Below are 24663 nucleotides of genomic sequence, written 5' to 3' on the forward strand. Positions count from 1 at the left end.
ATAAGCTATGCGGAAGGTTCGCCTTCCGCACCGCCAGTCACAAAACAGGGCTTCTTTACCAGTAACACGTACCTGCCTGTCTTTTCTCTCTTCGTCATAGTGACGCTGTACATAACATCTCACCAGCATAAGCACAGATAAGGGGTTGTGGTAAGCAATCAAGGTTGCTCAGGTAGGTGATAAGCAGGAAGGAAAATCTGGTGTAAATAACGCCTGATCTCACAAGATTCACTCTGAAAAATTTTCCTGGAATTAATCACAATGTCATCAAGATTTTGTGACCGCCTTCGCATATTGTACCTGCCGTTGAACGACTACTGAAAAGTAGCAAGGTATGTATTTTATCCAGGAGAGCGCCTTTTTTGCGCCTGGCAGAAGTCCCCAGCCGCCACTAGCTCAGCTGGATAGAGCATCAACCTCCTAAGTTGATGGTGCGAGGTTCGAGGCCTCGGTGGCGGTCCAATGTGGTTATCGTATAATGTTATTACCTCAGTGTCAGGCTGATGATGTGGGTTCGACTCCCACTGACCACTTCAGTTTTGAATAAGTATTGTCTTGCAATCCTGTTACAGAATAATTTCATTTATTACGTGACAAGATAGTCATTTATAAAAAATGCACAAAAATGTTATTGTCTTTTATTACTTGTGAGTTGTAGATTTTTCTTATGCGGTGAATCCCCCTTTGCGGCGGGGCGTCCAGTCAAATAGTTAATGTTCCTCGCGAACCATATTGACTGTGGTATGGTTCACCGGGAGGCACCCGGCACCGCAATTTTTTATAAAATGAAATTCACACCCTATGGTTCAGAGCGGTGTCTTTTTACATCAGGTGGGCAAGCATAATGCAGGTTAACTTGAAAGATATGATCAATAGCAGAAACCAGTGATTTCGTTTATGGCCTGGGGATTTAACCGCGCCAGAGCGTATGCAAGACCCTGGCGCGGTTGGCTGGTGATCGTTCAATAGTGCGAATATGAATGGTTACCAGCCGCTGCGAATTCTACCTGGGTCACTTAATAAAGCAAAACATTTAAACGCTCAACAACGACAATTCAGACAGTTCGAACTTTTCTTTAAAAATAGGATTAACCATGCTTAAAAGTGGTTACTAATTAGCCATTATACTACGGTAGTGATTCACATATTCTTTAACGTTACGTTACAGGAAGGTTGAAGTGGAAATGCCTGATGAGTCTTCAGGCATTTCTTAAGGTTAGTTAGCTAAGGAACAGTTACTGAGAACAGGTTTATCATCACCTTCCACCAGTTCAGCCGTTTTGCCTTTGGTATAAAGTTTATAAGTATAATTTTTGTCTATGGCTTCGTAATTTGCTCCGGAGGCCATTTTCATTAACCGCATCGGGATCATCTCGTTTACCTGACTGATAATCGCATAGGCGTTTCCAGCCTCGGTGTTGACGTAAATCACCTCCATAACCTGGTTATCATTACAGGTGTATATAGATTTAGAAATCTCCTGCGAAGCTGCTATAGAGGTGGTACTGGCGCTAAGCGCAGCGAGAAAGAGGGTAAATGGGATCAATTTACGTTTCATCATTAGTATCCTTTGTGCATAAAATTGTCGTTAATTCCCTGAAGAACGGGAGATAAAGCGGCATCAATACGATGAATGCTGTAGTATTCCTGTTTACTGACGAAAAGTGCGCCAGAAAAGCGTATTATAATTTATCCATCACTGACATATGTGATGAGTAGACAAATCTTAAAATCATAAACTATAGGCTGCAAATCATTATGGTGCGATAGAAAATGATTGTCACCACTGCTCAATACTATGGCATAAAAACCGAAGAAAACGGTACTGTTCACTGTCTCGTTTCATACGGTATCTGTCAGTGAAACTATTTCTTCAAATGATGGTCTTTTTATTATCGATCAGATAATGGCATCAACAGGGGTTATTCAGGAGTATATGTGAAAAAGTGGCTTATAGGAGGGATATTGATCGCAAGTTTTCTGACCGGTTGTCTGATGTGGCACAACATTGATAAATGGTTTAATAAAGATATAGAATTTTTCTACGTCGGAGACGATAGCTAAAATTCCTGTGAGTTGGCAACGGGTGTCATATCTTTAGGTATGGCGCCCGGAGCCGCCGGGCGCAAATTGTAGGTGTATAAATGTCATTTCATTAAAATTTTAGCGACAACATGGACAGTCACTACCGCGTGCTAACGGCCCTCTGAAGTCACAAGATGAATAAGCCAGTTTTTTGTTTCAGCGGTGACTGAAACATATTTTGCTCCTGGTGGGCTTACCGCCAGTTGCTGAAAAAGACAACGATGATGTAACTGTTGCAGAGACTGACGAATACGACGACCGTGAATTTTATTTTTGGCGACCATATTTCCTCCCAAAAGGCCGCCCGAAGGCGGCGCTGGGTTTGATAATGGAGAAGGGCGTTGGTCACTGCCATAACCAACCTGTATACATTAATGCAATTGATAATCATTATCAATTGTACTGGTGGAGAAAAATTGTAAAGATGAAGGGACAGAGGAAATGGCAATGAACGGGATGAGATTTTTCGTTAACCACTTAAATTCGTGACTAAAAAAAGGCTTTTATAGACTTGAAAATGTTTTTCCCGTCCCTATGTAGTCAGTGGACAAGCAATGCTTGCCTTGATGTTGAACTTTTGAATAGTGATTCAGGAGGTTAATGATGGCACTCAGAACCTTGTCAGCACTTCCCGTGTTTGCTGATTCTCTTTTCTCTGACCGTTTCAACCGTATTGATAGACTTTTCAGTCAATTAACAGGAGATACGCCAGTCACTGCGACGCCAGCTTACGATCTGCAAAAGCGCGATGCGAATAACTATCTGCTTACCGTGAGCGTTCCTGGCTGGAAAGAGGAAGAGCTTGAAATTGAAACGGTTGGCGGCAACCTGAATATTACGGGTAAACACACTGAAGAGACGGTAGAGGATCAGACGCACTGGATTTATCGTGGTATTCGTAAGGCGGATTTCCAGTTGAGTTTTTCTTTGCCTGAACATGCTAAGGTGAATAATGCGAAACTGGAACAGGGCCTCTTGTTGGTCGAGATTTACCAGGAGATCCCTGAAAGCGAGAAACCGAAAAAAATTGCCATAGAAAGCAAACCAAAGGCGATTGAACACAAATCATAATCGCGTTAATGAAGGCCCGTTTAGACGGGCCTTCATTGCCTGTAGCGAAAAGTATCCCGTCATGCTTGTAGGCACAGATCGCTAAATATTATAGCCCTGACCTCTATATTATCCCGTGCCACTGACCTCGTCGCCATTGGACGGCGGTAAGTTGGAATTATCCGCGAGGTCAGTCCAATTTTTGTCCACTCTCGACATTCTGCCTGTTATGGGCGCGATACCTGAATATAAATTCGTATAGCGGTTGATCGTTTTCACCGCGTTGATGCTATTTCTGCTAACACTACTTTCATACGTAAAAAAGCTGATGCTTTTTACCTTATTTAATAGAGGCAGGTATGAAATTAGTGCTCGTCAATCGGCAGGTCATTTTACCGGAAAGCGGAACCGAGTCCTTCCAGTGCCATGCCTCTACGCTTGTTCGCTTACCGTGCGGTACGCTCGTGGCCGCATGGTTCGCGGGGTTGCGCGAAGGAAGCGAAGATACAGCCATCTGGCTATCTCGCTATGAACATAATATCTGGACAACACCGCAGCGAGTGGCGGCACGCGAGGGGGAAGCGCACTGGAATCCGGTGTTATTTTACCCGTCGGATAAATTGTGGTTATTTTATAAAGTAGGCAGCGACGTACACGTGTGGAAAACCTGGTTTATCACCTCCAGCGATCGAGGATTTACCTGGAGTACGCCAGCTCCGTTGGTTAACGATGATATTTTGCCGCGCGGTCCCGTAAAAAATAAACTCCTGCTGGCATCAAATGGCGCCTGGATTGCGCCAGGGTCGATTGAAAGTCCTGAACGGTGGAGGGCATTTGTGGATCGATCCTCTGACGAAGGAAAACACTGGAATATCTCTTTTGTTCCGCTGGAGCCTGATAACGCTATTTCCGGGACAAACGTAGCGTTGTGGGATGGTGTAAAAAAGGGGATGTTGTGGGAATGTTGTCTGGAAAACCTCCTGCGCTGGGATGGCGTTATTCAGCCTACGCTGTGGGAGTCTTCTCCGGGGCATATCCATATGTTGTTACGAAGCACACGCGGGGCAATTTTTCGCAGTGATTCAATCGACTATGGCGCTACCTGGTCTGTTGCCCGCGCGACATCTTTACCGAATAATAATAGTGGTATCGATCTGGTTAGTATGCAGGACGGTACGCTGATTCTTGCGTTAAATCTGGTCAACGGCAACTGGGGAAAGCGCTATCCGCTTTCACTGATTGCTTCCCAGGATAATGGCGAATCATGGCTACCGCTACTGGACCTGGAAAGTGACCACGGTGAGTATTCTTATCCCGCTATTATTAGCGAGGGCGGCGTCGTACATATCACCTACACGTGGAACCGGAAAAATATCGTATATTGTCGATTACAAACGGTGTAAGGCGCTATCAGTCGAAACCGATAGCGCTGGAATAATAATGCCTTGCCCGGCGTGCTCTCTCACGCCGGGATGGCCGAAATAGTCATGATTTACCGGGTAACATCCTTGAAAATGTATCATCTTTTTGTATGTAATGGTGAAACAACGCCGCTGCTGCATGCATGGCAATCAGGAAATAGCCGATATTGGCCAGCATTTCATGAATACGCTTTATATCCGATTTTAGGGCGCTATCTGGCGTCAAAAATACCGGTACAGTAAAACCAAAAAAGCTCCAGCTTTTCCCGCCTGATGCCATCATCGCGACGCCCAGCAGCGGTAAGGCGAGAAAAGTGAGATAAAGCGCGATATGCATTAATTTAGCGGCTACGTGCTGCCAGTGAGGAGGGGGAGGCGTAATGACCGGATCCGGGTATTTGTGTTTAAGATATAACCGTAAAAACATCAGCGCCCAGACCAGAACGCCCATATCATAGTGCGTGTCTTTCATAAACAGGTAAACGCTGGAGCCTTTTGGCGCCCACCCCCGTAACTCAATAGCAGCATATGCGATGCCTGTCAGGAGCAGTGTTAACCAGTGAAGCGTTATTTGCAGTCTTGAGAAATGTGCCATTATTATTATCCTTTATTAACAACTGCTTGTAGAGTATGCGTAAAATCTTAACAGAACCTTAAAGCGGGGGCTGAGTCGCAAGGAACAGACAGAGATAGCGGCACGTAAAATGGGATAAAAAGCCGGCGGCATCGCCGGCTTACTGTTGTTATTGTCCTCTTACGACAACACAGGTTTTACCATAAAACGGATATGAACCTGTAGTTTCATAATCAACACTCGACACTAAAGAAATATCGCCCGCTTTTTTCGCTGAATCAATAGATGCGTCGCCGGTATTTACAATACCCAATACCGTTTGCGCACACGCTTTACCGGTTTTGGTTGCCGGGAGACTCGTGGCAGTAATTGGCCCTTTAACATCCGTATATAAGCCAATCCCTGTCGGTGATGGTCCTGTAGCACACCCCGTTAAAAGAGAACCAATAAAGATAATTGAAAAAATGTGTTTTTTATTTGTCATGGGATTAGTCCATTATAAATTAATAGAAAACTTACCGTCCGAAAATGTCCGGACAGTCATTAAAAAAGTGGTGTATATTAAATATGCGATATTACTCTTTGCACCCTCCTGTTGATGTCGTACCTGACGGACAAATATCCGTTGAAGCCGGATATATTCCCCATGCCGTGTTTTTATAACTTGTGCATCCTGTCAGCAATGAGAACATTACGGCTAAAAAAATCATCACGAGCCCTGGCGGCGTTAACATTTTTCGGTTGGACTCCATAGCATGTCATTTCATCGGGTTGCCATATGACTGGCGTTCTGCTGGTAAGTTTCATTAACGCCCGGTTCGTTTAATATTGGTTTAGGTTTAAAGCCAGGAGGCGCTAATTACGATACCTTCTTACGTTTCAGTACTGACTAATAATGTTGAGAAAATGAACAGCGTCGGGTGGGAAGACGCAATACAGAATAGAAAGGAAATAAGAGAATAAGATGGCGTTAATTAACCCGGTATTCCTGGCGTCATTTCCCTTGCGTTTTATCCCCGTCAAAAGCGGCCTTTAGCTCACGTTGGCGCTCCCGACGTTTGTGCGTATGATGTTTTTAAAAGATCGTCATACTTTCTGTTCTGCGTCAATTTTTTCATTACAAATGCTCGCCATAATGCCGTCCTCAGGAGGTCTCCCGACGTTTATGCTGCGCCGGGAGAAACAAAAACAACGCATAATCTGGGACAAATTGATGATTAAAGGCAAACTGGCGCTCGTGACGTGCGCGCTGACTCTGGTATTCACTTCGTCGCTTTTCGCCGCGTCGGACACGGCAGACGGTCGTACCCTGAAGCTGGCCATTGGCCCTGAGCCAACGGAAGGCTTTGATCCTATGCTGGGCTGGAGCCACGGCAGCTACTTATTGCTTCATGCGCCGTTGCTTAAGCAAAACGCCGACATGAGTTGGGGTAATTTACTGACGGAAAAAGTGGATACCAGCCCCGTCGGTAAAATCTGGACGCTAACCTTAAAGCCCGGGCTGAAATTCTCCGATGGCTCGCCATTAACTGCCGAAGATGTCGTTTTTACATACAATAAAGCGGCGAAGAGCGGCGGTAAAATTGACATGGGCAATTTTAGCCATGCGCGAGCGCTGGACGCACGCCGAATTGAGATGACGCTGAGCCATCCGCAGAGCACCTTTGTGAATGTACTCGGGTCGTTAGGGATTGTTCCGGCCAGCCGTTATGATGAAAAAACGTTCGCCCGCGAACCGATAGGCGCCGGTCCGTACCGACTGGTCAGCTTTCAGCCGGGTCAGCAACTGATCGTTGAAGCTAATCCCTGGTATGCGGGTAAAAAGAATGACTTTAACCGGCTGGTTTTTGTCTTTCTGGATGAAGATAATGCTTATGCCGCCGCGCGCAGCGGACAGTTGGGACTGGTGCGCATTGCCCCTTCTATGGCGGTGGCCCCGCAGCAGGATAATCTTAAACTCTGGGTACGCGATAGCGTTGAAAACCGGGGCATTGTCTTCCCGATGGTGCCTGCCGGTAAAAAGGATGCTAACGGTTATCCTGTCGGCAACGATGTGACCGCTGATGTCGCTATCAGACGCGCAATTAACTATGCCATTAATCGTAAGCAACTGGCGGAACAGGTGATGGAAGGCCATGCGATACCCGCCTATAGCGCGGTGCAGGGATTGCCGTGGCAAAATCCTTCAGTGATATTCAGCGATGGCGATATTGCAAAAGCGCGCGCCATCCTGGAAGAGGCTGGCTGGAAGATAAACCGTGCGGGCGTGCGTGAAAAAGCGGGTAAAGAAGCGCGTCTGACCTTATGGTATGCCAGTGGCGACAGCACCCGACGGGATCTGGCCGAGGCGGTGCGCGCCATGTTGCAGCCTTTAGGCATTGTCGTCTCGTTGCAATCGGGAAGCTGGGAAACTGTAGAGCGCCATATGCACGCTAACCCTACGCTGTTTGGCTGGGGAAGTCTGGACCCGATGGAACTCTTCCATCACTACAGTGGGAAAGCCGCTGGTGTGGAATATTATAACCCGGGCTATTACAGCAACCCTGCGGTAGAAGCACATCTGAAACAGGCTATAGATGCGCCTGACTGGCAAAAGGCGATTCCTTTCTGGCAGCAGGTTGAGTGGGATGGGAAGCAGGGCGCGGGCGTCCAGGGCGATGCGGCATGGGCATGGCTGCTTAATATTCAGCATACCTATCTGGCCAACCCCTGTATTGATCTGGGAAAAGGCGCGCCAGAAATCCACGGTAGCTGGTCGGTGTTAAACAATCTTGATGACTGGACCTGGACCTGTCGGTGATGAAATTGTTCTTCAGTCATTTTTTGCGGCTGATTATTCTGTTGGTGCTGGTGGCTGCCGGCACCTTCATTTTGCTTAGCTTTTCGCCCGTTGATCCTATCCGTGCTTATATTGGCAACGATCTGCTCCATGTTCCGCCAGAACAATATGCGCGGATTGCGGCGCGCTGGGGGCTCGACCAGCCGCTGTGGGAGCGTTTCGGTCACTGGTTTTGGCGTCTGCTCCAGGGTGACATGGGGTATTCCATGCTGTTCAACATGCCTGTCGCCAGCGTGATCCGGGAACGTTTTGCGACGTCATTCGCGCTGCTGGCGGGCGCCTGGCTATTGTCTGGTGTGCTGGGCGTGACATTGGGTTTTCTGGCCGGACGTTTTCTCCACCGTTGGCCGGATAAGATGATTTGCCGTATCAGCTACTTATTGTCATCGTTGCCCACTTTCTGGATAGCAATGCTGTTGCTGGCGCTATTTGCCGTCCGCTGGCCGGTATTACCTGTTTGTTGCGCCTGGGACCCCGGAAATAATGCAGGAACAGCTCTTTTATCGGAACGTTTACGCCATCTTGTGTTGCCGGTATGTGCGTTAAGTCTATTGGGCATGGGGCAAATTGCGCTGCATACGCGAGAAAAAATAGCCAGCGTAATGAAGAGCGAATTTATTCGTTTTGCGCGCGCTCAGGGGGATAAAGGATGGTCGCTGTTACGTCACCAGGTGTTACGTCATGCGATTACCCCAGCACTCTGTTTACAGTTTGCTTCTCTGGGCGAACTGATGGGGGGAGCGTTACTGGCAGAAAAAGTCTTTGCGTATCCGGGGCTGGGACAGGCCACTATCGATGCCGGTCTGCGTGGCGATGTCCCGCTACTCATGGGGATCGTTTTATTCTGTACACTATTAGTGTTTGCCGGAAATACGATTTCAGCCTGGCTTGTGGTGGTGCTTAATCGATCGCTGGAGCGTCCCGATGCTCTATAATCCTGCCCCGACGTTGTTTCGTCTGATCCTCTCCGTTACCTGTCTGCTGTTTATTGCCGGATACGGTTATGCCACGTTGAGCCAGCCGCCAGAGGTTAATCTGCTTGCCCGGCATCTGTCGCCTGATATCCAGCACTGGTTTGGCACCGATAATCTGGGGCGCGATGTATGGCTTCGTTGCTTTCAGGGGGCCTTCACCAGTTTACAAATTGGCGTTGGCGCCGCGCTGTGCAGCGGCGTTATCGCGCTAGTGATGGCGGCAGTGGCGCGCATTCATCCCCGGCTGGACCTCCTGATGCGGTTGATAACCGATGCTATGCTCGCCATGCCGCATTTACTTTTGCTGATCCTTATCTGTTTTACGCTCGGCGGCGGTAAAAGCGGCGTCATTGCGGCCGTGGCGTTAACGCACTGGCCCCGTCTGGCGCTGATTCTGCGCGCCGACGCGGAGCGGGTAGCGCAGAGTGACTACCTGACATTGACCTATCGTCTGGGGCATGGACACCTTTATTGCTGGCGATATCACTATTTTCCGGCGCTATTGCCGCAATGGTTGACGGGAACGTTATTGATGTTTCCTCATGCGGTATTGCACAGCGCGGCATTAAGTTTTCTGGGGTTTGGGCTGGCGCCGCATGAGCCTTCGCTGGGGCTGTTGCTGGCGGATGCGTTACGGTTTATTAGCCATGGTAACTGGTGGCTGGTGCTGTTTCCCGGCCTAATGTTATTCACGCTGGTGATGCTCTTCGATCAGTTTGCGCGCGCCATTCAGCGGCTGTGGCTAAGGAGTGACGTATGCTAAGTTTACAACAGGTTACGCTGGAAAGCGCGCGTTATCGCTGGTATGGCACGAGACGCTGGTCGCCGTTATTACAGAATGTCTCTTTTGATATCGCACCCGGCGAAATGGTGGCATTGGTTGGCGGCAGCGGGGAGGGAAAAAGTCTGCTGCTGCAATGCCTGCTCGATCTGCTGCCGGAAAACTTACGCTTTCGGGGGGAGATTACGCTTGATGGCAACCGGCTGGACAGACATACCATCAGGCAGCTTAGGGGCAATACGTTTAGCTACGTGCCGCAGGGGGTACAGGCGCTTAATCCCATGCTGAATATCAGAAAACATTTGAACAGAGCATGTCATCTGACCGGACGCGCCTGGGATGAGACGCAGATGGTACAGCTATTACAGCAAAGCGATCTTGAACCGACAGTCCTGGAACGCTTTCCCCGCCAGCTCTCTGGCGGGATGGCTAAACGAATTCTGGCGTGCCACGCCTCGCTCAGCCAGGCTCGTTATATCCTCGCGGATGAGATCACCGCCTGGCTTGATACCGCACTGGCAAACCAGTTGCTTGAGCACTTGCGAGGTCTCTGCGAGCGGGGATGCGGCGTGCTGTGGGTGACTCATGACCTGCTGCTGGCGGCGCGGTATGCCGATCGCATTGTGGCGCTGCATCAGGGTTATATCACGGACAATATCCGCTGCGAGCAGTTACAGCCGGAAGAGATGAGTGAGCCGTTAAAACGGCAATGGCAAGCATTGCCTGAACTAAACCCGTTATTTATGCCGACCGGAGAGGGAATAGAATGCTGAGCTGCCGCGACCTCGTTATTCGTCAGGGCGGGAAAGTCTTATGGCAGAACCTGACGTTTAGGATTTCTGCCGGTGAACGGGTAGGAATTCATGCGCCAAGCGGAACGGGGAAAACAACGTTGGGGCGCGTCCTGGCCGGATGGCAAAAGCCGACGGCGGGCGACGTTCTGCTGGACGGCAGCCCGTTACCCCTGCATCAGTATTGTCCGGTACAGCTTGTCCCCCAGCATCCTGAACTGACGTTTAATCCCTGGCGAAGCGCCGGAGACGCTGTACGTGATGCCTGGCAGCCTGACCCGGAAACGATGAGGCGTTTGCATGTGCAGCCCGAGTGGCTGACGCGTCGGCCAATGCAGCTCTCAGGCGGGGAGTTGGCGCGTATTGCGATACTGCGCGCGCTTGACCCACGAACGCGTTTTCTGATTGCCGACGAAATGACGGCGCAACTCGATCCGTCTATTCAAAAAGCGATATGGGTATACGTGCTTGAGGTGTGCCGCAGCCGTTCATTAGGGATGTTGGTGATTAGTCATCAGTCTGCGCTACTTGATCAAGTCTGTACCCGCCATTTACAGGTGGAATAGCCGCAAGTCGTTTCTCCGCATTGCCGTGTCGCCGTTAACGCACCGGGAACCCATGGGTTCCCGGTATTGTCGGCAGAGATTTTACTGCATGACGCGTTTATCTGCGTTTTTTGCATCAGCGGTATTACTGTAGTCCCTGGTCTCTTCAACCTGTACAGGGGCTCTGACAACCAGACTAGGCAGCGCCAGTTCGATATCATTCTCAATGAGTTTTTCAATAATACGGATATTTATCTCTTGCTGAATATCCATGTATTTATTGTAATCCGCGGTATTGACGATATGCACCACCTCATAGGTCAGCCGATCCTGACCAAAGGCCAGTAGATGGGCGCGGTCGAATTGTGTTTCGCCGACATCGGTAATAATCTTTTTCACCATATCGCCGATGAGGCGTAACTTTTCCGGCGGTGTCGCAGTGGCGACGCCAAAAGTAAACACGATACGACGCGTTTGCATCCGCTTATAGTTGTGTATGGTTTGCTGCAACAATTGCGCGTTCGCACAAACGATCTGTTCGCCGCTGAGGCTACGGATGCGAGTGGTTTTCAAACCGATATGTTCAATCGTACCGGCTACATCATTAAAGACGACGAAATCGCCGATCTCGAAGGGCTTATCGAAACCAATCGACAGCGAAGCGAAGACATCGCTCAGAACGGTTTGTACCGCCAGGGCAATAGCAATACCGCCCACGCCGAGGCTGGCTACCAGTGCGGTAATATCCACGCCGACGTTCGCCAGGATGGAGAGCAACATCATAGACCAGACGAGCACGCGCAAAATCATACCAAGAATGACTAACGTCACCGGGTTTTTATTGGAGCCTGGGGCATACAGTAAATGACGCATCCATGACTGTACGCCCTGATCAAGCCAAATCGCCATTTGAATCGCAACCACTAAAAACCAGGCGTGAGAGAGGGTAGAGAATAACCGGTCGGGCAGGGCGACAAAGCGCAGGCTAAAGAGAAATGCGGCAAAAAAGATTAGCATCTTACTGGTCTTTTTCAGCATCTCGAAAACAATAGGCCGCAGCCGCCCATGAGCATCATTCTTTTTATCCGGGCGTTGTAGCGCTTTATAGACCACATTAAGTAGCCAGTTGATGAGCCAGTAAGTAATGAGGGTGACGAAAAAAACGACCGCCAGATTGATCCAGAACGTCGTTGACATCAGCATCGCAACGATATTTAGTCGTGCTAAATACTCCATTTTACCTCCGATGAAAAGCAGATGAACATTACAGTATAGACGTCACATCACGGAGGCCGATTTCCGGCTTTACTATTGCTGTTTTATTCAGCACTTTTGTTCAAAAAGTATGAAAAAGAGGGGTAGCCGTTTGGCTATCCCGGCGTTTCTGTGCAGACTTATCTACTCCTCTTAATAAAATAAGGAGTCATTTATGCAACAAGAACATCGTGAGTGTATTGAGCAGTGTTATGAATGCGCGGCGGCGTGTGATATCTGCGCCTCTTCTTGTCTGCGTGAAGATAACGTCGAAATGATGAAGCACTGCATCCAGTTAGATATGCAATGTGCGGCCATTTGTCGCCTGGCGGCGCAATTTATGGCATTGGAAAGCGAGTACTCACAAAAATTATGCCGCCTGTGCGCGGATATCTGCAAAGCCTGCGCCGAAGAGTGTGCAAGGCACGATCACGACCATTGCCAGAATTGCGCGCGGGCATGCAGCCAATGCGCAGACGCCTGCCTTAAAATGGCCGCGTAATTTTTCTTCCGCCATTAGCTCAACCGGATAGAGCATAGAGCTTCTACCTCTAAGGTTCGGGGTTCAATTCCTCGATGGCGGACCAGTTGATATCAAAAAAGGCCACCTGCGCGGTGGCCGCTGAGTTTCTGTTGAAATAAGTGCAATGTTATAATATAACAATCATCTTTCTAAGAAAGATGAGGGTAACGTTTTGGTGATTCATTTAAAAAAACTGACAATGCTTCTGGGAATGCTGTTGGTCAATAGTCCTGCCTTCGCGCATGGTCATCATGCTCATGGCGCGCCGATGACGGAGGTTGAGCAAAAAGCGGCAGCGGGCGTGTTTGATGACGCGAATGTACGCGATCGCGCGCTCACCGACTGGGATGGTATGTGGCAATCCGTCTATCCTTATCTGGTCAGCGGCGAGCTGGACCCTGTCTTCAGACAAAAGGCGAAGAAAGACCCGGAGAAAACGTTTGAGGATATTAAAGCGTATTATCGCAAAGGATACGTGACGAATGTTGAGACGATCGGCATTGAAAATGGCGTTATAGAATTCCATCGCGACAATAACGTTGCATCCTGTAAATACAATTATGCCGGCTATAAAATTCTGACTTACGCATCGGGTAAAAAAGGGGTGCGCTACCTGTTCGAATGTAAAGATGCGAATAGCAAAGCGCCTAAATATGTTCAGTTTAGCGATCATATCATTGCCCCGCGCAAATCGGCGCACTTCCATATCTTTATGGGAAATACCTCGCAGCAGGCATTGTTGCAAGAGATGGAAAACTGGCCTACCTATTATCCTTATCAGTTAAAGGCGAATGAGGTCGTTGACGAAATGCTACATCATTAAGTCTGATTGCAATGTTAAAAGCTCGCTATGAATAGCGGGCTTTTTTTCTGCCGTTATGCCATATTTCTGGCAATCAATATAAAAAATACCTGCGCCCCCGGAGCAACGATGACGCTGTCCATACCGCCCTCGATTCAATGCCAAACGGAAGCGGCGTGTCGCCTGATTACTCGTGTCACAGGCGATACGTTGCGTGCTATTCATTTATATGGTTCCGCTGTCGCGGGCGGTCTGAAGCCAAACAGCGACATTGATCTACTGGTGACAATATGCCAGCTGCTGACGGAGGCCCAACGCGCAACGCTGATGCAGGAATTGCTGGCGCTTTCATCGCCGCCGGGGGCGTCGGCAGAAAAACGCGCTCTGGAGGTCACTGTCGTGCTTTATTCGCAGCTGGTTCCCTGGTGTTTTCCACCTGCCCGGGAAATGCAATTTGGCGAGTGGCTAAGAGAGGACATTTGTCAGGGGATTTATGAACCAGCGCAGCAGGACTGGGACATTGTGTTACTGATAACCCAAATTCTGGAAACCAGTATACCGCTAAAGGGAGAACGCGCGGAACGGCTGTTCACGCCAGCCCCTGCGGCGCAGTTGCTGAAGGCCTTGCGTTATCCCCTCGACCTTTGGCAATCCACGGCAGATGTGCAGGGAGATGAGTATCATATCGTTTTAACCCTGGCGCGTATCTGGTATACCCTTTCTACCGGGAGATTTACCTCTAAGGATGCGGCGGCTGACTGGCTGTTACCTCAGTTGCCAGAAGATTATGCTGCCACGTTGCGTGCGGCGCAGCGTGAATATTTAGGTCTGGAGCAACAGGACTGGCATATTTTGCTGCCTGCGGTCGTACGCTTTGTGGATTTTGCCAAAGCGCACATCCCCACGCAGTTCACATAAGATGCCCCAGGACGTCTGTCAGGTTGCGCAAACGGCGTTCCTCAACTACTACTTAATAGGTTCTCATCGCTGAAGTAAGCAGATGATCTTATGCGGGCCATCGAATGGATATTCCCACATGGCTCTCGTTTTGTTGAGGTGGATATGACTGGTTCCGCATCATCTGTTTTAAAGACAGATACAAGACTATTGAGCGAAAACCTGTTTCTTAATTATGGTCTGGAGTCCTTATTTAAGGACGTCGCAATAATAGCTGGCAACGTAAATTATATTATTTTTGATATCGACGATTACTACACCGTACAGCAGTATATTACTTCCACATTTAAAGCGGTACTCATTGGAATTGTTACCCATAATGAATATAACTTTATTGATGAACATCATGCTATATATCGAATAAAGGTCGATGCCTCTATTGCTGAGTGGCGCGAATTACTAATTTTGGCCGCTGCTGGTCAATTTTTTCCCAGGTCAGAGAAAGTCAGATTAACGGCGAATGAAAGAAATGTTTTGGCGATGCTTGTTAAAGGAATGGATATCCGACAAATAAGCTGTGAGCTGAATGTACATTTAAAAACTATTTACTCAGTACGCTACCATGTTCTGACTAAATTAGGTTGTAGAACAGTTCTGGACTATCAAATACTGTCCGTTTCTAAAGCCTTTACGCACTGGCTTACAATAAATAATGTTGATAATGTAATTTCCCGTGTAAATAGTAAGGTCATTGCTTAATAATGATTTGCTTCTGATGGCGTTTAGGTTCACTATGCTTTCTTACATCATCATGAGGCCAGACAGGCATGGCTACTTTTAGTATTAGCGCAATGGCGGCGCAGTGTGGTGTCACAACAGCAAATATCAGGTCCTGGGAACGCTATGGCCTGCTTCAACCTACCAAAGATGAAGCTGGCAATCGTTTTTATTGCATAGAAGATGCTATCAGAATACAGCATATTATCGACGCGTTAAGCAAAGGCTTTTCATTAAAAGAGATTAAACCTGCCCTCTATGGTGAAGAAACGCATTGCCGCTCGGGATGGTTATTCTACCAGGAAGAGATTTTAGCGCAGTGTAGAAAATTCGAACCCGCCAAATTGCGAAAATTACTCTGGCGTTATGGTCGGGAAATTCCGCCGTGTATCGTAATTGAGTCAATACTGCGTCCTTTACGGCTGTGGTTGTCCGCAGGCGATGATGATGCACGCCGATTTGAAAAGGCATTACTGGATACTGCGATTATTGAATACGCCACGTTCCAGCTAAGTAGCGTACGAAAGGCGCCAGCAGGCACAATGCTTATTGCTGCGTTTTCGCTGAACGACCCCATTGAGCTATGGCTGGAAACGATTAAATATTGTAGTGAAGGTATGCGAGTTGAAGTCATCCCCTGGCAGGCGCCGATGCCCGATCTTTTATCAACGTCTTTCGAGCATATTGTTCTGTGGCATGATGAGACATTAACTCCCGCGCAGGAAAATCTTATTCAGGCTTTAAAAGAATCGGGTAAATTTAGTCTTCATGTGAAAAATGGCTCAGGCTTAACATTACTGCCAGCCGTATACCGGCAGCATGAGATGCCCGAAAGCATGCAGCATGTTGCACCGCAAATCCATGCAAACGGCTACGAAAAATCAGGCACCGCACGTTGAGGCATCTGCATTATTAACGAACAGGGGAGGAGTAACCCCTCCCTTGTTTATACCCTTCATACTTCAAGTTGCTTATGTGTTGGCTACGGATTACTCGGCCCATCCATAGGCCTCGCCCTGACGGGCCGTCGCAAGCGACGTTCAAATCTGCTCCCGGCAGATTTGTCGTTCACCCCAGTCACATAGTTATCTATGCTCCTGGGGACTCACTCCCTTGCCGCCTTTAAGCAACTCGAATTATTTTGGGTATATATTAGATGTCGTCAGGTGTCTGAAACAAAACGGCTTCTAAGGCATTACGGTAAATATCAAGCTGCACTACGTCTTTTTCTGTTTCCAGTTTTTCAATAAGTTTGGCGATGATATCCTTATTTGAGACATGCTGCTGCGATTGCAATAGTTCGTAAGTAATTTCCTGAATAGCTCGCTGTTCACATAACATATGTGCAGAAAAAGGATTGCCAGTACTATTTTGTTCGTTGACTAGTGTAATGGTAGTCATATTTCACCATATTCGATGTAAATTGAAGCCGATCTCCCTGAGCGGGGGAGAGAAATTAGTGACCTATTAAAGTTAGACCTATATCATAAAACTGTAATAAAAAATCATAAAAACGTGATATGCATCACATTTGTGTGATTTGTTGTATATTTTATACACTTTAAATGAAGGTGAAGATTCCGCAGAATCAACGGCCTGTTCTTTCTATCACTCCAGTTTAAACGAATAAGCATTAATACCCATCTGTAATAATTACTTAATGTTATCTTAATAAAGGTAAATTACTGTCAAGCCTCCGTAAAAGGAGGTTGATTAATGATTCGTCATATCGCCATTTTTCTTTGTTCTTTATTGATGTGCAGCACCACTTTTGCCGATTCGGTAACGTCGGTATCGCTTGGCGCGCTCTTAACCGCGCTCAATGAACGCATGTTATTAATGAAAGATGTGGCTGCTTATAAAATGAAGCACCATCTGCCGATAGAGGATTTCACACGTGAACAAAATGTTTTTGCCGAGGCTGAAGAAGAAGCGAAAAATAACGGTCTGGACCCGCATTCGATAACCCCTTTTATTCGTTCGCTAATGGATGCCAGTAAAGCGATACAGTACCGCTATTTAGCGCAGTGGCGAACCGGCTCGGAACCCTCCTTTCCGATACAAACCTTGTCGGTCACCCGGCAACGTATTCGACAACTTGATAATCAAATGTTGATCATTATCAGCCAGCGCTTGATGGTCGGCGCTTTCAGCCACGACGATATGGTGTGGCTGAGAGCGCAGTTTAATGCGCCGAATCTGAATGAGAGCGATATCAGTAATGTGTTGGCAGCCTTATCTTTGGTGCGACGCGCGCGTTAACTCCACATGAGGAGAGGTGGGCCAATACCTGGTGATTGCCTGCGGAGGTAGCGATAAAAGAACGCTTTTAGGTGATTTGGATATAAGCGTGGCGGAATAGCGGCTGGTGAGACGTGGTTTCGCTTCCCATCTTCCGGTGCATTCGTTAGCATACTGTTTCGCAGCTAAGCGTAAATGTTTTCAGGAAGAGGTTAATGTGTTCGCGGAGTATGGTGTTCTGAATTATTGGACGTACCTGGTCGGGGCGATTTTTATCGTTCTGGTACCGGGGCCGAATACGCTTTTTGTGCTTAAAAATAGCGTGGGACGCGGGGTTAAAGGAGGATATCTTGCCGCATGCGGCGTGTTTATCGGCGATGCGATATTAATGTTTCTGGCGTATGCGGGCGTGGCGACGCTGATCAAAACAACGCCGGTTCTGTTTAACATTGTTCGCTATCTCGGCGCGTTTTATCTGCTCTACCTTGGCGCAAAAATCCTTTACGCCACTCTGACCTCAAAAGGGCGTGCGGCGACGGAAACGGTAGTTCCTTTTGGCGCTATTTTTAAGCGTGCTTTAATTCTTAGCCTGACGAATCCTAAAGCCATACTTTTTTATGTTTCCTTTTTTGTGCAATTTATTGATGTTACTGCGCCGCATACTGGCGTGTCATTTTTTATTTTGGCCACCACCCTTGAAATTGTCAGTTTTTGCTATCTGAGCTTTTTAATTCTTTCTGGCGCTTTTGTAACCCACTATATTGGTACCAAAAAGAAACTGGCAAAAGTGGGCAATTCTTTGATTGGCCTTCTTTTCGTCGGGTTTGCCGCCCGCCTGGCAACGCTCCAGTCTTAACCCTCCCGGACCCGTCGTCAACGGCGGGTCATTGCTCTCCTTTCGGTGTTATTGCGTGGAAAACAGCAAAATAGTAACCAATAAATGGTATTTAAAATGCTGTTTTTGGAGCGTAACCTTTTTACGACAGCGATGAGATTATCGCTGAGTAACCTGCGGGAAGAGGGAAGCAAATGCGGCAAATTCCACAAAATCATATCCATACACGTTCCACGCCCTTCTGGAACAAAGAGACGGCGCCTGCCGGAATTTTCGAACGCCACCTTGATAAGGGAACGCGACCCGGCGTTTATCCTCGTCTCTCGGTGATGCAGGGGGCGGTCAAATATCTCGGATACGCTGATGAACATTGCTCTGAGCCGGAAGAGATCATGGTGATCAATGCCGGCGAGTTTGGCGTGTTTCCTCCGGAAAAGTGGCACAATATTGAGGTCATGACGGATGATACCTATTTTAACATCGACTTTTTTGTCGCGCCGGAAGTACTGATGGAAGGGGCGACCTCACGAAAAGTCATTCATGCCGGGAGAGAATAATAATGGGAAAGGCCACTTATACCGTCACGGTCACGAATAATAGCAACGGCGTCTCTGTGGACTATGAAACGGAAGCACCGATGACGTTGCTGGTACCTGAAGTTGCAGCAGAAGTTGTGAAGGATTTGGTCAATACCGTGCGTTCCTACGATACCGAAAACGAACACGACGTTTGCGGTTGGTAAGGATCTTGTAGTATCTATTTGATATAAAGTGATTTTTTAAATCAGAAGCCGCATCGCGCGTCGCCAGCGTGATGCGGTTTTTGCGTATTGAAAAGCGCTGTTTATTTACATCAGACATGGGTTGAAAAGAAACATTAAGAAAACATTAAGAATATCGCATTGTTTGCTAATGAGAGCGTATTCATAAAACTTATGATTGGGTATTAAAAACCAGAAGAGTCTTATAATCATGAAACTCGATACCCGATTAACTTCGTCAGCACTTACTCTTGCGCTTGCCGCTGTGGTCATCCCGTTTACGGCGGACTGGCAATTGCCTTTGCTTAACGGCGTGGTGGTCCGATGGATTGAAAACGGACAAGCGTTATGGTTACTGTTTGGGGCGCTATTTACCGCCTGGTATATACGGCCACTTTCCCGTCCCGAAGGGGCAAAGCAGTTTTGGCTATGGGCTGTTGTCTGGTGGGTGGTGCTATTGGGTAGAAGCACCAGTTGGGGGCGTGACTATTTCCCTGACGAGCCGCGTATGCTGTTCAGAACGATTTCAGTGCTATTAATTGCTGCGTTAGTCTTGCCAGTCCTGTTTTCTGCCGGGCTCCGTAAGGAGATTGTTCGTCGCCTACGGGACGCTCCTCTGCCATTGTGGCTGTTTACCGTGACGGCATGTTCATATCTGATTTCCGACACTGTCGAGCATCATCGGTGGTTGTCGCCGATATTCCTGCATAACGCTCGTTACACAGATTTGATTGAAGAGCTTTATGAAGTGCCATTTATGATCGGTTTGTTTATGGTGACCGTGGTGTTTATGCAGCAGGACAAGCAGGATGAATGTACGGCGCTGGAGATGACCCCGTATCACGCAAAATAGCGCGGCTGAAAAAGACCATGAATTCGACATGGGATAGATAGCGGTTAGCAAAAAAAGCCCGCACTCGGTGAGGCGGGCAAATAATACTGGAAGCAATGTGAGCAATGTCGTACCGAACAGGTGGGTTATAAACTCAACTACTCGGTGTTGATAAAGATAATCGTTATCATTAATGATTGCAACCCTGATATTTATGCGCTTTTATCCACGACGCTAAAAGGTGATGGATATCACAAACTTCACTTTCCTGACGATGTGCTATTCTTTTTAACGGCAAATAAACCGCTAACGTTAAGACATAAGTGAGGAAAAAATGGGCATTCTTTCATGGATTATTTTTGGACTTATTGCGGGTATTTTGGCTAAGTGGATCATGCCAGGTAAAGATGGCGGCGGATTCTTTATGACGATCATTCTGGGGATCGTTGGTGCGGTAGTCGGAGGATGGATCAGTACGTTCTTTGGCTTTGGCAAAGTGGATGGTTTCAACTTCGGCAGCTTTGCAGTCGCGGTGATCGGTGCGATTGTCGTGCTGTTAATCTACAGAAAAATCAAAAGCTAAACGCAGAACTTTCAGAGATAATAAAGGCTACGACAGGTAGCCTTTATTATTCAAAATGAATTTACCACCAGCCCAGTTCGGTACCCGCCGCCGCAATTAGCGCGATGCCCATCAACACCATCGTTGTTTTCCTCATGGTTATGCTCCCGGCGCGGCGTAACCGCCAATAAAAAACCATGCCAAAAATAATATTGCCGTAATGAAAATGACGACAGGGAAGAGGATACCCACTCTCATGCTATTACCTTCACTGTTCAGGGGGCGCCAGAATAGCAGGGTTTTCTCAGCGACAAAAGGTCGGTTGCTTTGTGACAGGGCGTGGCTATTACTGACTTAACCCGGGATAAACACCCACTAAAGCGCTGACAGAAAGTATGGAAATAGCGTACCCGCCAGGTTATCCTGGACAAAATATCGCTTTAAGGAGTCGTTATGAAATTTACGTGGATTGCGTTGCCAGGCGTATTGCTGCTGAGCGCTTGTTCATCGTCGCAACCCAACGCCCCCCGGCCGCCGCGCATTGGGATGCCTAATCCGGCAGCCGTCTACTGTGAGCAACAGGGCGGTACGCTGATGCCGGTGCAGACCCCACAAGGCGTGCGTTCCGATTGCAAATTGCCCAATGGCGAAATCATTGATGAGTGGGCATTATGGCGCAGAGAGCACCCTGATACGAAAAAGTGACAACCTGCGGTCCGACGGGATATGATTAAGAACAATCTGATAATGAGTTTCATGCGGCGCAAGAAAATATGTTTCAGTTAAAGCCGGGCGCGTTGGCAATAGTTATTGGCGCTAAGACACCCGCCGGACGGCGGAATATTGGTAAATCGGTTGAGCTATTTTGCCTGTGCCAACCCGGAGATGAATTCATTAATCCGGTAAATGGACACGTCACCTTACTGCCGAAAGAAGCGCCTCGGGCGCTGTGGCTGGTTACGGGCGACGTAGCCTCCGCCGATGGTCAGCACGGTTTTGCCTGGGTGCGAGCAGAACATTTGATGCCGTTGTCCCCGGACAGACAACCAGGCCAGGCGGCGGCACGACAATCACAGCTCTCGTAGCCACTCTGCCAGCACAATGGCATGGTTCTGGCGAGTATCTTTAGCGGCGTATAGCAACGTTAGCGGCTGGTGTCGGGCAATATCCGCCAGCCGTTTGCCTTCGTGATGCTGTTGCGCAAGTTCTGCCCGGTATTGCTGCGCGAAGTGGTTAAAATCAATCAGTTCGCTATGAAAGGCTTTGCGCAATTCGGTGGAGGGCGTAATGGCCTTATTCCATTCATCATAGACCAGCGCCGATTTTTTAATGCCGCGTGGCCATAGCCTGTCAACCAATACCCGATAACCATCGTCTTTTTCCGCCGGGAAATAGACGCGCTTACACTGGATTCGCATTTTTCCCTCCTGTGATGGTGTCGCTTACGGTACTTTTGTCGGATAGCGGTAATGATTTTAATGGATCAGGCCTGATAAACGAAGCGTCATCAGGCATTCAAGTGGGTATCAGGTTTATTTATGACGCTATCTCTCGATCGCGTCCGGCGTAGAGGCCTAAAATCGCCATGATGATAGCCAGAACCGTTACGCCCGATAGCGGCAGATACCAGCTACCGCTGGCATCATGAAGTTTTCCCATGACGGGCGGCCCACATGCCGCCAGTAAATACCCGACCGACTGCGCCATGCCGGAAAGCGCCGCCGCCTGATGCGCCGAACTGGCGCGCAGGCCGATAAACGTCAGGCCGAGGATCATCGTCGCGCCTGAACCGAAGCCGAACAGTAGCGTCCAGATGATCGCCTGGCCCGGCACAAACCAAAGCCCCGCCGCGCCCACTGCGCACAAGAGTGAGACCAGCGCGGCAATCCAGCGTTGATCGTTAAAGCGAGGCAAAATAAGCGGAATGGCTAACCCAGGCGCCGCGGTCGCCAGTTGCAGCAGGCCATGTAGCGATCCTGCCTGTGCTTCGCTGTAACCGTGGCTGATGAGTATTGTTGGTAACCAGCCGATAATCACATAATAAATCAGTGAGTTAAGTCCCAGAAACAACGTAACTTGCCTGGCTAAAGGCGAACGCCAGATACCGCGTTCATGTAATGCCCGGGAGCTACTCAGGTTAGCTGAGCGGGTAGTGCGCCACTGCGGCAACCAGATAAGAAACGCCAACAGCGGAAACAGCATTAGCATTAACAGCGCGCCGCGCCAGCCAAAACCGTGCAACGCCAGCGGAACCACCAGCGCGGACCCCAACGCGGCGGCGGCGCCCATCGTCAATGAATACGCGCCCGTCAGCCTGGCGACATGTTGTGAAAAATCGCGCTTAATCAATCCTGGTAGCAGCACATTACCCAGCGCTATCCCGCACCCAATAATGGCAGTTCCGGCAAACAACAATGCAGCGGAGGGCAGGGAGCGGAGAGCAATACCCGCGCAAATCAGCAGCATTGCGGCAAACAGACTGCGTTCCATCCCAAACCGGCGGGCAATACCGGCCGCCAGCGGCGAAACCAGTGCAAACGCCAGAAGCGGCAAGGTTGTTAGCAGGCCCGTCTGGGCGGTGGAAAGACCGTAATCCGAACGGATTGTCTCCAGCAACGGCGCAGCGCCGGTAAATGTTACGCGCAGCGTAGTGGCTATCATCAAAATACCGGCAATCAGTAAAGCGCCCTGTTTGCCGCGTGGTGAAAGGGCTGTCGTCATCGTTTTCTCATCTCGTCAGGCGAGGCGATACCTTAACAGTTTTTACTGTTTGGATGAATCAAGCTAAAATGACAATTTATCGCTAAAATCGGACAATATAATGATTGGCCTGAGACTGGACGGTTACGATCCCGACCTTCACCACGATGCCGCTGTGGCCTTTTGTATTCGCGCCAGGGATGATGAACTGTTTAGCCCTCGCCATCAGCATCGCAAGGGACAGTTGATCCTCGCTCTGCACGGCGCGATCACCTGTGAGGTGGAAAATGCGATGTGGATGGTTCCGCCCCAGTATGCCGTCTGGCTCCCCGGCTCGCTGCCGCACAGTAATCATGTGACCGCAGGGGCGGAGCTGTGCTTTTTATTTATTGAACCTGCGGCGGTCGTCATGCCGGAGCGTTGCTGCACGCTGAAAATTTCGCCGTTATGCCGGGAGTTGATTTTGTCGCTGGCGCGCAGAACCGATCCCGAAAGAGCGCAAATGCCAACGCAGCGCCTTATTCAGGTGTTGTTTGATGAACTGCCGCAGCAGCCGCAGGAACAATTGCAATTACCGGTATCGGGGCATCCGAAAATCCGCCAAATGGTTGAGACAATGGCGCAGGAGCCCGCGCGATGGAATACGTTAGGGCAGTGGGCCAGCGTATTCGCGATGAGCGAGCGTAACCTTGCCCGGCTGGTCGTCAAAGAGACGGGGCTAAGCTTTCGTCGCTGGCGTCATCAGTTGCAATTAATTCTGGCGCTACAAGCGCTGATCGCGGGACGTAATGTACAGCAGACGGCGCAAATGCTGGGTTATGATTCCACCACGGCATTCATTACCATGTTTAAAAAAGGCCTGGGGCAGACGCCAGGCCAGTATCTGACGGGCGAGTTACTGCTTCCCCACAATTAAAGAGACCAGCCCCGCCGCAATCAGTGGGCCGACCGGCACGCCGCGAAACAGCGCGACGCCAAGTACCGTACCGACCAGCAGCCCGGCGACGAGCTGCGGTTGGTTTCCCATCAGCGTAATGCCGCGACCGCCCAGCCAGGAGACGAAAACGCCGACGGCAATCGCGACCAGCGATTTCCAGTTCACAAAAGAGTGGATCAATGTGGAGGGCGGTAGGGTTCCGCTGGCGATGGGGGCCATCACGCCGATGGTCAGAATGATAATCCCGACGGTGAGCCCCTGTTTTTCAATCCAGGGAAAAAAGGTATTCAACGGGGTTACGCGGACAATAATCAGCACCAGAATTGAGACGGCGACAGTGGTGTTGTGGCTGATAAATCCCAGAGCTGCCAGTCCGAGCAGGATCAGCAGAGTGACATCAAACATTATGGTTTCCTTGCCAAAAAGTAAGCCTGACTACTTTACGCCCAAACGGGAAAGCGCACAGGCCTTTTTAACGATTGA

Annotated in this window: 31 protein-coding genes, 2 tRNA genes and 1 pseudogene; 24 read left to right on the plus strand and 10 right to left on the minus strand. The window is 48.9% G+C overall.

The annotated features are described in order from the left end of the window. Positions 1–385 precede the first annotated feature (385 nt). A tRNA-Arg gene (locus J1G48_RS09670) sits at positions 386–462 on the plus strand. 754 nt (positions 463–1216) lie between these two features. Here J1G48_RS09670 and J1G48_RS09675 read toward each other — a convergent pair. Continuing rightward, a complete protein-coding gene (locus J1G48_RS09675) occupies positions 1217–1561 on the minus strand; it encodes a c-type lysozyme inhibitor (protein ID WP_000977725.1) in 345 nt (114 codons plus the stop codon). 702 nt (positions 1562–2263) lie between these two features. Between J1G48_RS09675 and J1G48_RS09680 the strand changes: the two genes are divergently transcribed. From J1G48_RS09680 to J1G48_RS09690, 3 genes are all read left to right on the plus strand, one after another. Next, positions 2264–2536: a hypothetical protein gene (locus J1G48_RS09680; RefSeq protein ID WP_000927827.1), complete on the plus strand. Its 273-nt coding sequence runs from the start codon at positions 2264–2266 to the stop codon at positions 2534–2536. A 152-nt stretch (positions 2537–2688) separates the two neighbouring features. Beyond that, complete coding sequence (locus tag J1G48_RS09685; protein ID WP_001218120.1) at positions 2689–3156, plus strand: Hsp20 family protein; 468 nt, start codon at positions 2689–2691, stop codon at positions 3154–3156. A gap of 338 nt (positions 3157–3494) precedes the next feature. Next, complete coding sequence (locus tag J1G48_RS09690; protein WP_000780156.1) at positions 3495–4538, plus strand: exo-alpha-sialidase; 1044 nt, start codon at positions 3495–3497, stop codon at positions 4536–4538. 82 nt (positions 4539–4620) lie between these two features. On the opposite strand, the gene J1G48_RS09695 is transcribed toward J1G48_RS09690, so the two are convergent. Continuing rightward, positions 4621–5151 (minus strand): cytochrome b, encoded by a 531-nt coding sequence (locus tag J1G48_RS09695; RefSeq protein WP_000929980.1) that lies wholly within the window; start codon positions 5149–5151, stop codon positions 4621–4623. A 148-nt stretch (positions 5152–5299) separates the two neighbouring features. Next, positions 5300–5614, minus strand: coding sequence for a TRL-like family protein (locus J1G48_RS09700; protein WP_000182479.1), 315 nt, complete (start codon positions 5612–5614; stop codon positions 5300–5302). Between the two features lie 681 nt (positions 5615–6295). Between J1G48_RS09700 and J1G48_RS09705 the strand changes: the two genes are divergently transcribed. Genes J1G48_RS09705 through J1G48_RS09725 form a run of 5 tightly spaced genes read left to right on the plus strand, consistent with a single transcriptional unit; the run spans position 6296 to position 11081 of the window. Further along, positions 6296–7930, plus strand: a complete 1635-nt coding sequence (locus tag J1G48_RS09705) for an ABC transporter substrate-binding protein (protein WP_000946094.1) — start codon at positions 6296–6298, stop codon at positions 7928–7930. Beyond that, entirely contained in the window at positions 7930–8904 is a 975-nt protein-coding gene (locus J1G48_RS09710) for an ABC transporter permease (protein WP_001520270.1), read from the plus strand. The genes J1G48_RS09705 and J1G48_RS09710 overlap by 1 nt, the downstream gene beginning before the upstream one ends. Beyond that, positions 8894–9706 (plus strand): ABC transporter permease, encoded by an 813-nt coding sequence (locus tag J1G48_RS09715; protein ID WP_000966637.1) that lies wholly within the window; start codon positions 8894–8896, stop codon positions 9704–9706. The genes J1G48_RS09710 and J1G48_RS09715 overlap by 11 nt, the downstream gene beginning before the upstream one ends. Then, a complete protein-coding gene (locus J1G48_RS09720) occupies positions 9700–10497 on the plus strand; it encodes an ATP-binding cassette domain-containing protein (protein WP_000950212.1) in 798 nt (265 codons plus the stop codon). The genes J1G48_RS09715 and J1G48_RS09720 overlap by 7 nt, the downstream gene beginning before the upstream one ends. Further along, on the plus strand, positions 10491–11081 hold the full coding sequence (locus J1G48_RS09725) for an ATP-binding cassette domain-containing protein (RefSeq protein ID WP_000947451.1): 591 nt from the start codon (positions 10491–10493) through the stop codon (positions 11079–11081). Before J1G48_RS09720 ends, J1G48_RS09725 begins: the two co-directional genes overlap by 7 nt. 81 nt (positions 11082–11162) lie before the next feature. Here the strand turns inward: J1G48_RS09725 and J1G48_RS09730 are convergent, their stop codons facing one another. Then, positions 11163–12296, minus strand: a complete 1134-nt coding sequence (locus tag J1G48_RS09730) for a mechanosensitive ion channel family protein (RefSeq protein WP_000456073.1) — start codon at positions 12294–12296, stop codon at positions 11163–11165. Between the two features lie 193 nt (positions 12297–12489). Here J1G48_RS09730 and J1G48_RS09735 point away from each other — a divergent pair, with 193 nt between their 5' ends. The 6 genes from J1G48_RS09735 to J1G48_RS09760 all read left to right on the plus strand — a co-directional run bounded on the left by J1G48_RS09735 (position 12490) and on the right by J1G48_RS09760 (position 16212). After that, the gene (locus J1G48_RS09735; RefSeq protein WP_001183699.1) at positions 12490–12816 is read left to right on the plus strand and encodes a four-helix bundle copper-binding protein; all 327 of its coding nucleotides are present in this window, start codon (positions 12490–12492) and stop codon (positions 12814–12816) included. A gap of 8 nt (positions 12817–12824) precedes the next feature. Next, positions 12825–12901 (plus strand) — tRNA-Arg (locus J1G48_RS09740). A gap of 111 nt (positions 12902–13012) precedes the next feature. Continuing rightward, the gene (gene zinT, locus J1G48_RS09745; RefSeq protein ID WP_001574476.1) at positions 13013–13660 is read left to right on the plus strand and encodes a metal-binding protein ZinT; all 648 of its coding nucleotides are present in this window, start codon (positions 13013–13015) and stop codon (positions 13658–13660) included. Between the two features lie 108 nt (positions 13661–13768). Next, positions 13769–14557, plus strand: coding sequence for a cryptic aminoglycoside nucleotidyltransferase ANT(3'')/ANT(9) (gene aadA, locus J1G48_RS09750; protein WP_000175789.1), 789 nt, complete (start codon positions 13769–13771; stop codon positions 14555–14557). Positions 14558–14701: 144 nt separating this feature from the next. Then, the gene (locus J1G48_RS09755) at positions 14702–15295 is read left to right on the plus strand and encodes a helix-turn-helix transcriptional regulator (protein WP_001576140.1); all 594 of its coding nucleotides are present in this window, start codon (positions 14702–14704) and stop codon (positions 15293–15295) included. Positions 15296–15363: 68 nt separating this feature from the next. Next, entirely contained in the window at positions 15364–16212 is an 849-nt protein-coding gene (locus tag J1G48_RS09760; RefSeq protein ID WP_000190263.1) for a MerR family transcriptional regulator, read from the plus strand. 253 nt (positions 16213–16465) lie between these two features. On the opposite strand, the gene J1G48_RS09765 is transcribed toward J1G48_RS09760, so the two are convergent. Both J1G48_RS09765 and J1G48_RS23305 read right to left on the minus strand, forming a co-directional pair. Further along, positions 16466–16714 (minus strand): biofilm/acid-resistance regulator YmgB/AriR, encoded by a 249-nt coding sequence (locus J1G48_RS09765; protein ID WP_000208086.1) that lies wholly within the window; start codon positions 16712–16714, stop codon positions 16466–16468. A gap of 78 nt (positions 16715–16792) precedes the next feature. Continuing rightward, positions 16793–16947 (minus strand): annotated as a pseudogene (locus J1G48_RS23305) (hypothetical protein). Between the two features lie 82 nt (positions 16948–17029). Between J1G48_RS23305 and J1G48_RS09770 the strand changes: the two are divergent. From J1G48_RS09770 to J1G48_RS09795, 6 genes are all read left to right on the plus strand, one after another. Beyond that, complete coding sequence (locus J1G48_RS09770) at positions 17030–17575, plus strand: chorismate mutase (RefSeq protein WP_000617985.1); 546 nt, start codon at positions 17030–17032, stop codon at positions 17573–17575. 196 nt (positions 17576–17771) lie between these two features. Continuing rightward, the gene (gene leuE, locus J1G48_RS09775) at positions 17772–18410 is read left to right on the plus strand and encodes a leucine efflux protein LeuE (protein ID WP_000457190.1); all 639 of its coding nucleotides are present in this window, start codon (positions 17772–17774) and stop codon (positions 18408–18410) included. Between the two features lie 173 nt (positions 18411–18583). Continuing rightward, the gene (yeaR, locus tag J1G48_RS09780) at positions 18584–18946 is read left to right on the plus strand and encodes a DUF1971 domain-containing protein YeaR (protein ID WP_001248993.1); all 363 of its coding nucleotides are present in this window, start codon (positions 18584–18586) and stop codon (positions 18944–18946) included. A gap of 2 nt (positions 18947–18948) precedes the next feature. Next, complete coding sequence (locus J1G48_RS09785) at positions 18949–19131, plus strand: DUF1869 domain-containing protein (protein WP_000513733.1); 183 nt, start codon at positions 18949–18951, stop codon at positions 19129–19131. A gap of 229 nt (positions 19132–19360) precedes the next feature. After that, entirely contained in the window at positions 19361–20002 is a 642-nt protein-coding gene (locus tag J1G48_RS09790) for a hypothetical protein (protein WP_001576139.1), read from the plus strand. Positions 20003–20315: 313 nt separating this feature from the next. After that, a complete protein-coding gene (locus J1G48_RS09795) occupies positions 20316–20564 on the plus strand; it encodes a GlsB/YeaQ/YmgE family stress response membrane protein (RefSeq protein WP_000512149.1) in 249 nt (82 codons plus the stop codon). Between the two features lie 138 nt (positions 20565–20702). Here J1G48_RS09795 and J1G48_RS09800 read toward each other — a convergent pair whose 3' ends face one another. After that, on the minus strand, positions 20703–20801 hold the full coding sequence (locus J1G48_RS09800; RefSeq protein ID WP_001589065.1) for a YoaK family small membrane protein: 99 nt from the start codon (positions 20799–20801) through the stop codon (positions 20703–20705). A 195-nt stretch (positions 20802–20996) separates the two neighbouring features. Between J1G48_RS09800 and J1G48_RS09805 the strand changes: the two genes are divergently transcribed. Together J1G48_RS09805 and J1G48_RS09810 are read left to right on the plus strand one after the other, a co-directional pair. Continuing rightward, complete coding sequence (locus J1G48_RS09805; protein WP_000673491.1) at positions 20997–21248, plus strand: DUF333 domain-containing protein; 252 nt, start codon at positions 20997–20999, stop codon at positions 21246–21248. Positions 21249–21316: 68 nt separating this feature from the next. Then, positions 21317–21628 (plus strand): hypothetical protein, encoded by a 312-nt coding sequence (locus J1G48_RS09810; RefSeq protein ID WP_000487129.1) that lies wholly within the window; start codon positions 21317–21319, stop codon positions 21626–21628. Here J1G48_RS09810 and J1G48_RS09815 read toward each other — a convergent pair. Next, positions 21614–21961, minus strand: coding sequence for a DUF488 domain-containing protein (locus J1G48_RS09815; protein WP_001222530.1), 348 nt, complete (start codon positions 21959–21961; stop codon positions 21614–21616). The genes J1G48_RS09810 and J1G48_RS09815 overlap by 15 nt on opposite strands. Positions 21962–22079: 118 nt before the next feature. Then, entirely contained in the window at positions 22080–23264 is a 1185-nt protein-coding gene (locus tag J1G48_RS09820) for a CynX/NimT family MFS transporter (RefSeq protein WP_000205339.1), read from the minus strand. A 100-nt stretch (positions 23265–23364) separates the two neighbouring features. Here J1G48_RS09820 and J1G48_RS09825 point away from each other — a divergent pair, with 100 nt between their 5' ends. Next, positions 23365–24159 carry a helix-turn-helix transcriptional regulator gene (locus J1G48_RS09825; protein ID WP_000579793.1) on the plus strand — a complete coding sequence of 265 codons (795 nt, stop codon included), beginning with the start codon at positions 23365–23367 and terminating at the stop codon, positions 24157–24159. Here the strand turns inward: J1G48_RS09825 and J1G48_RS09830 are convergent. Then, the gene (locus J1G48_RS09830) at positions 24139–24585 is read right to left on the minus strand and encodes a DUF441 domain-containing protein (RefSeq protein ID WP_000460698.1); all 447 of its coding nucleotides are present in this window, start codon (positions 24583–24585) and stop codon (positions 24139–24141) included. The two genes, J1G48_RS09825 and J1G48_RS09830, sit on opposite strands and share 21 nt — an antisense overlap. Positions 24586–24663: the final 78 nt, after the last annotated feature.

The sequence above is a fragment of the Salmonella sp. SAL-020 genome (genome assembly GCF_017372215.1).
GTDB lineage: Bacteria > Pseudomonadota > Gammaproteobacteria > Enterobacterales > Enterobacteriaceae > Salmonella > Salmonella enterica.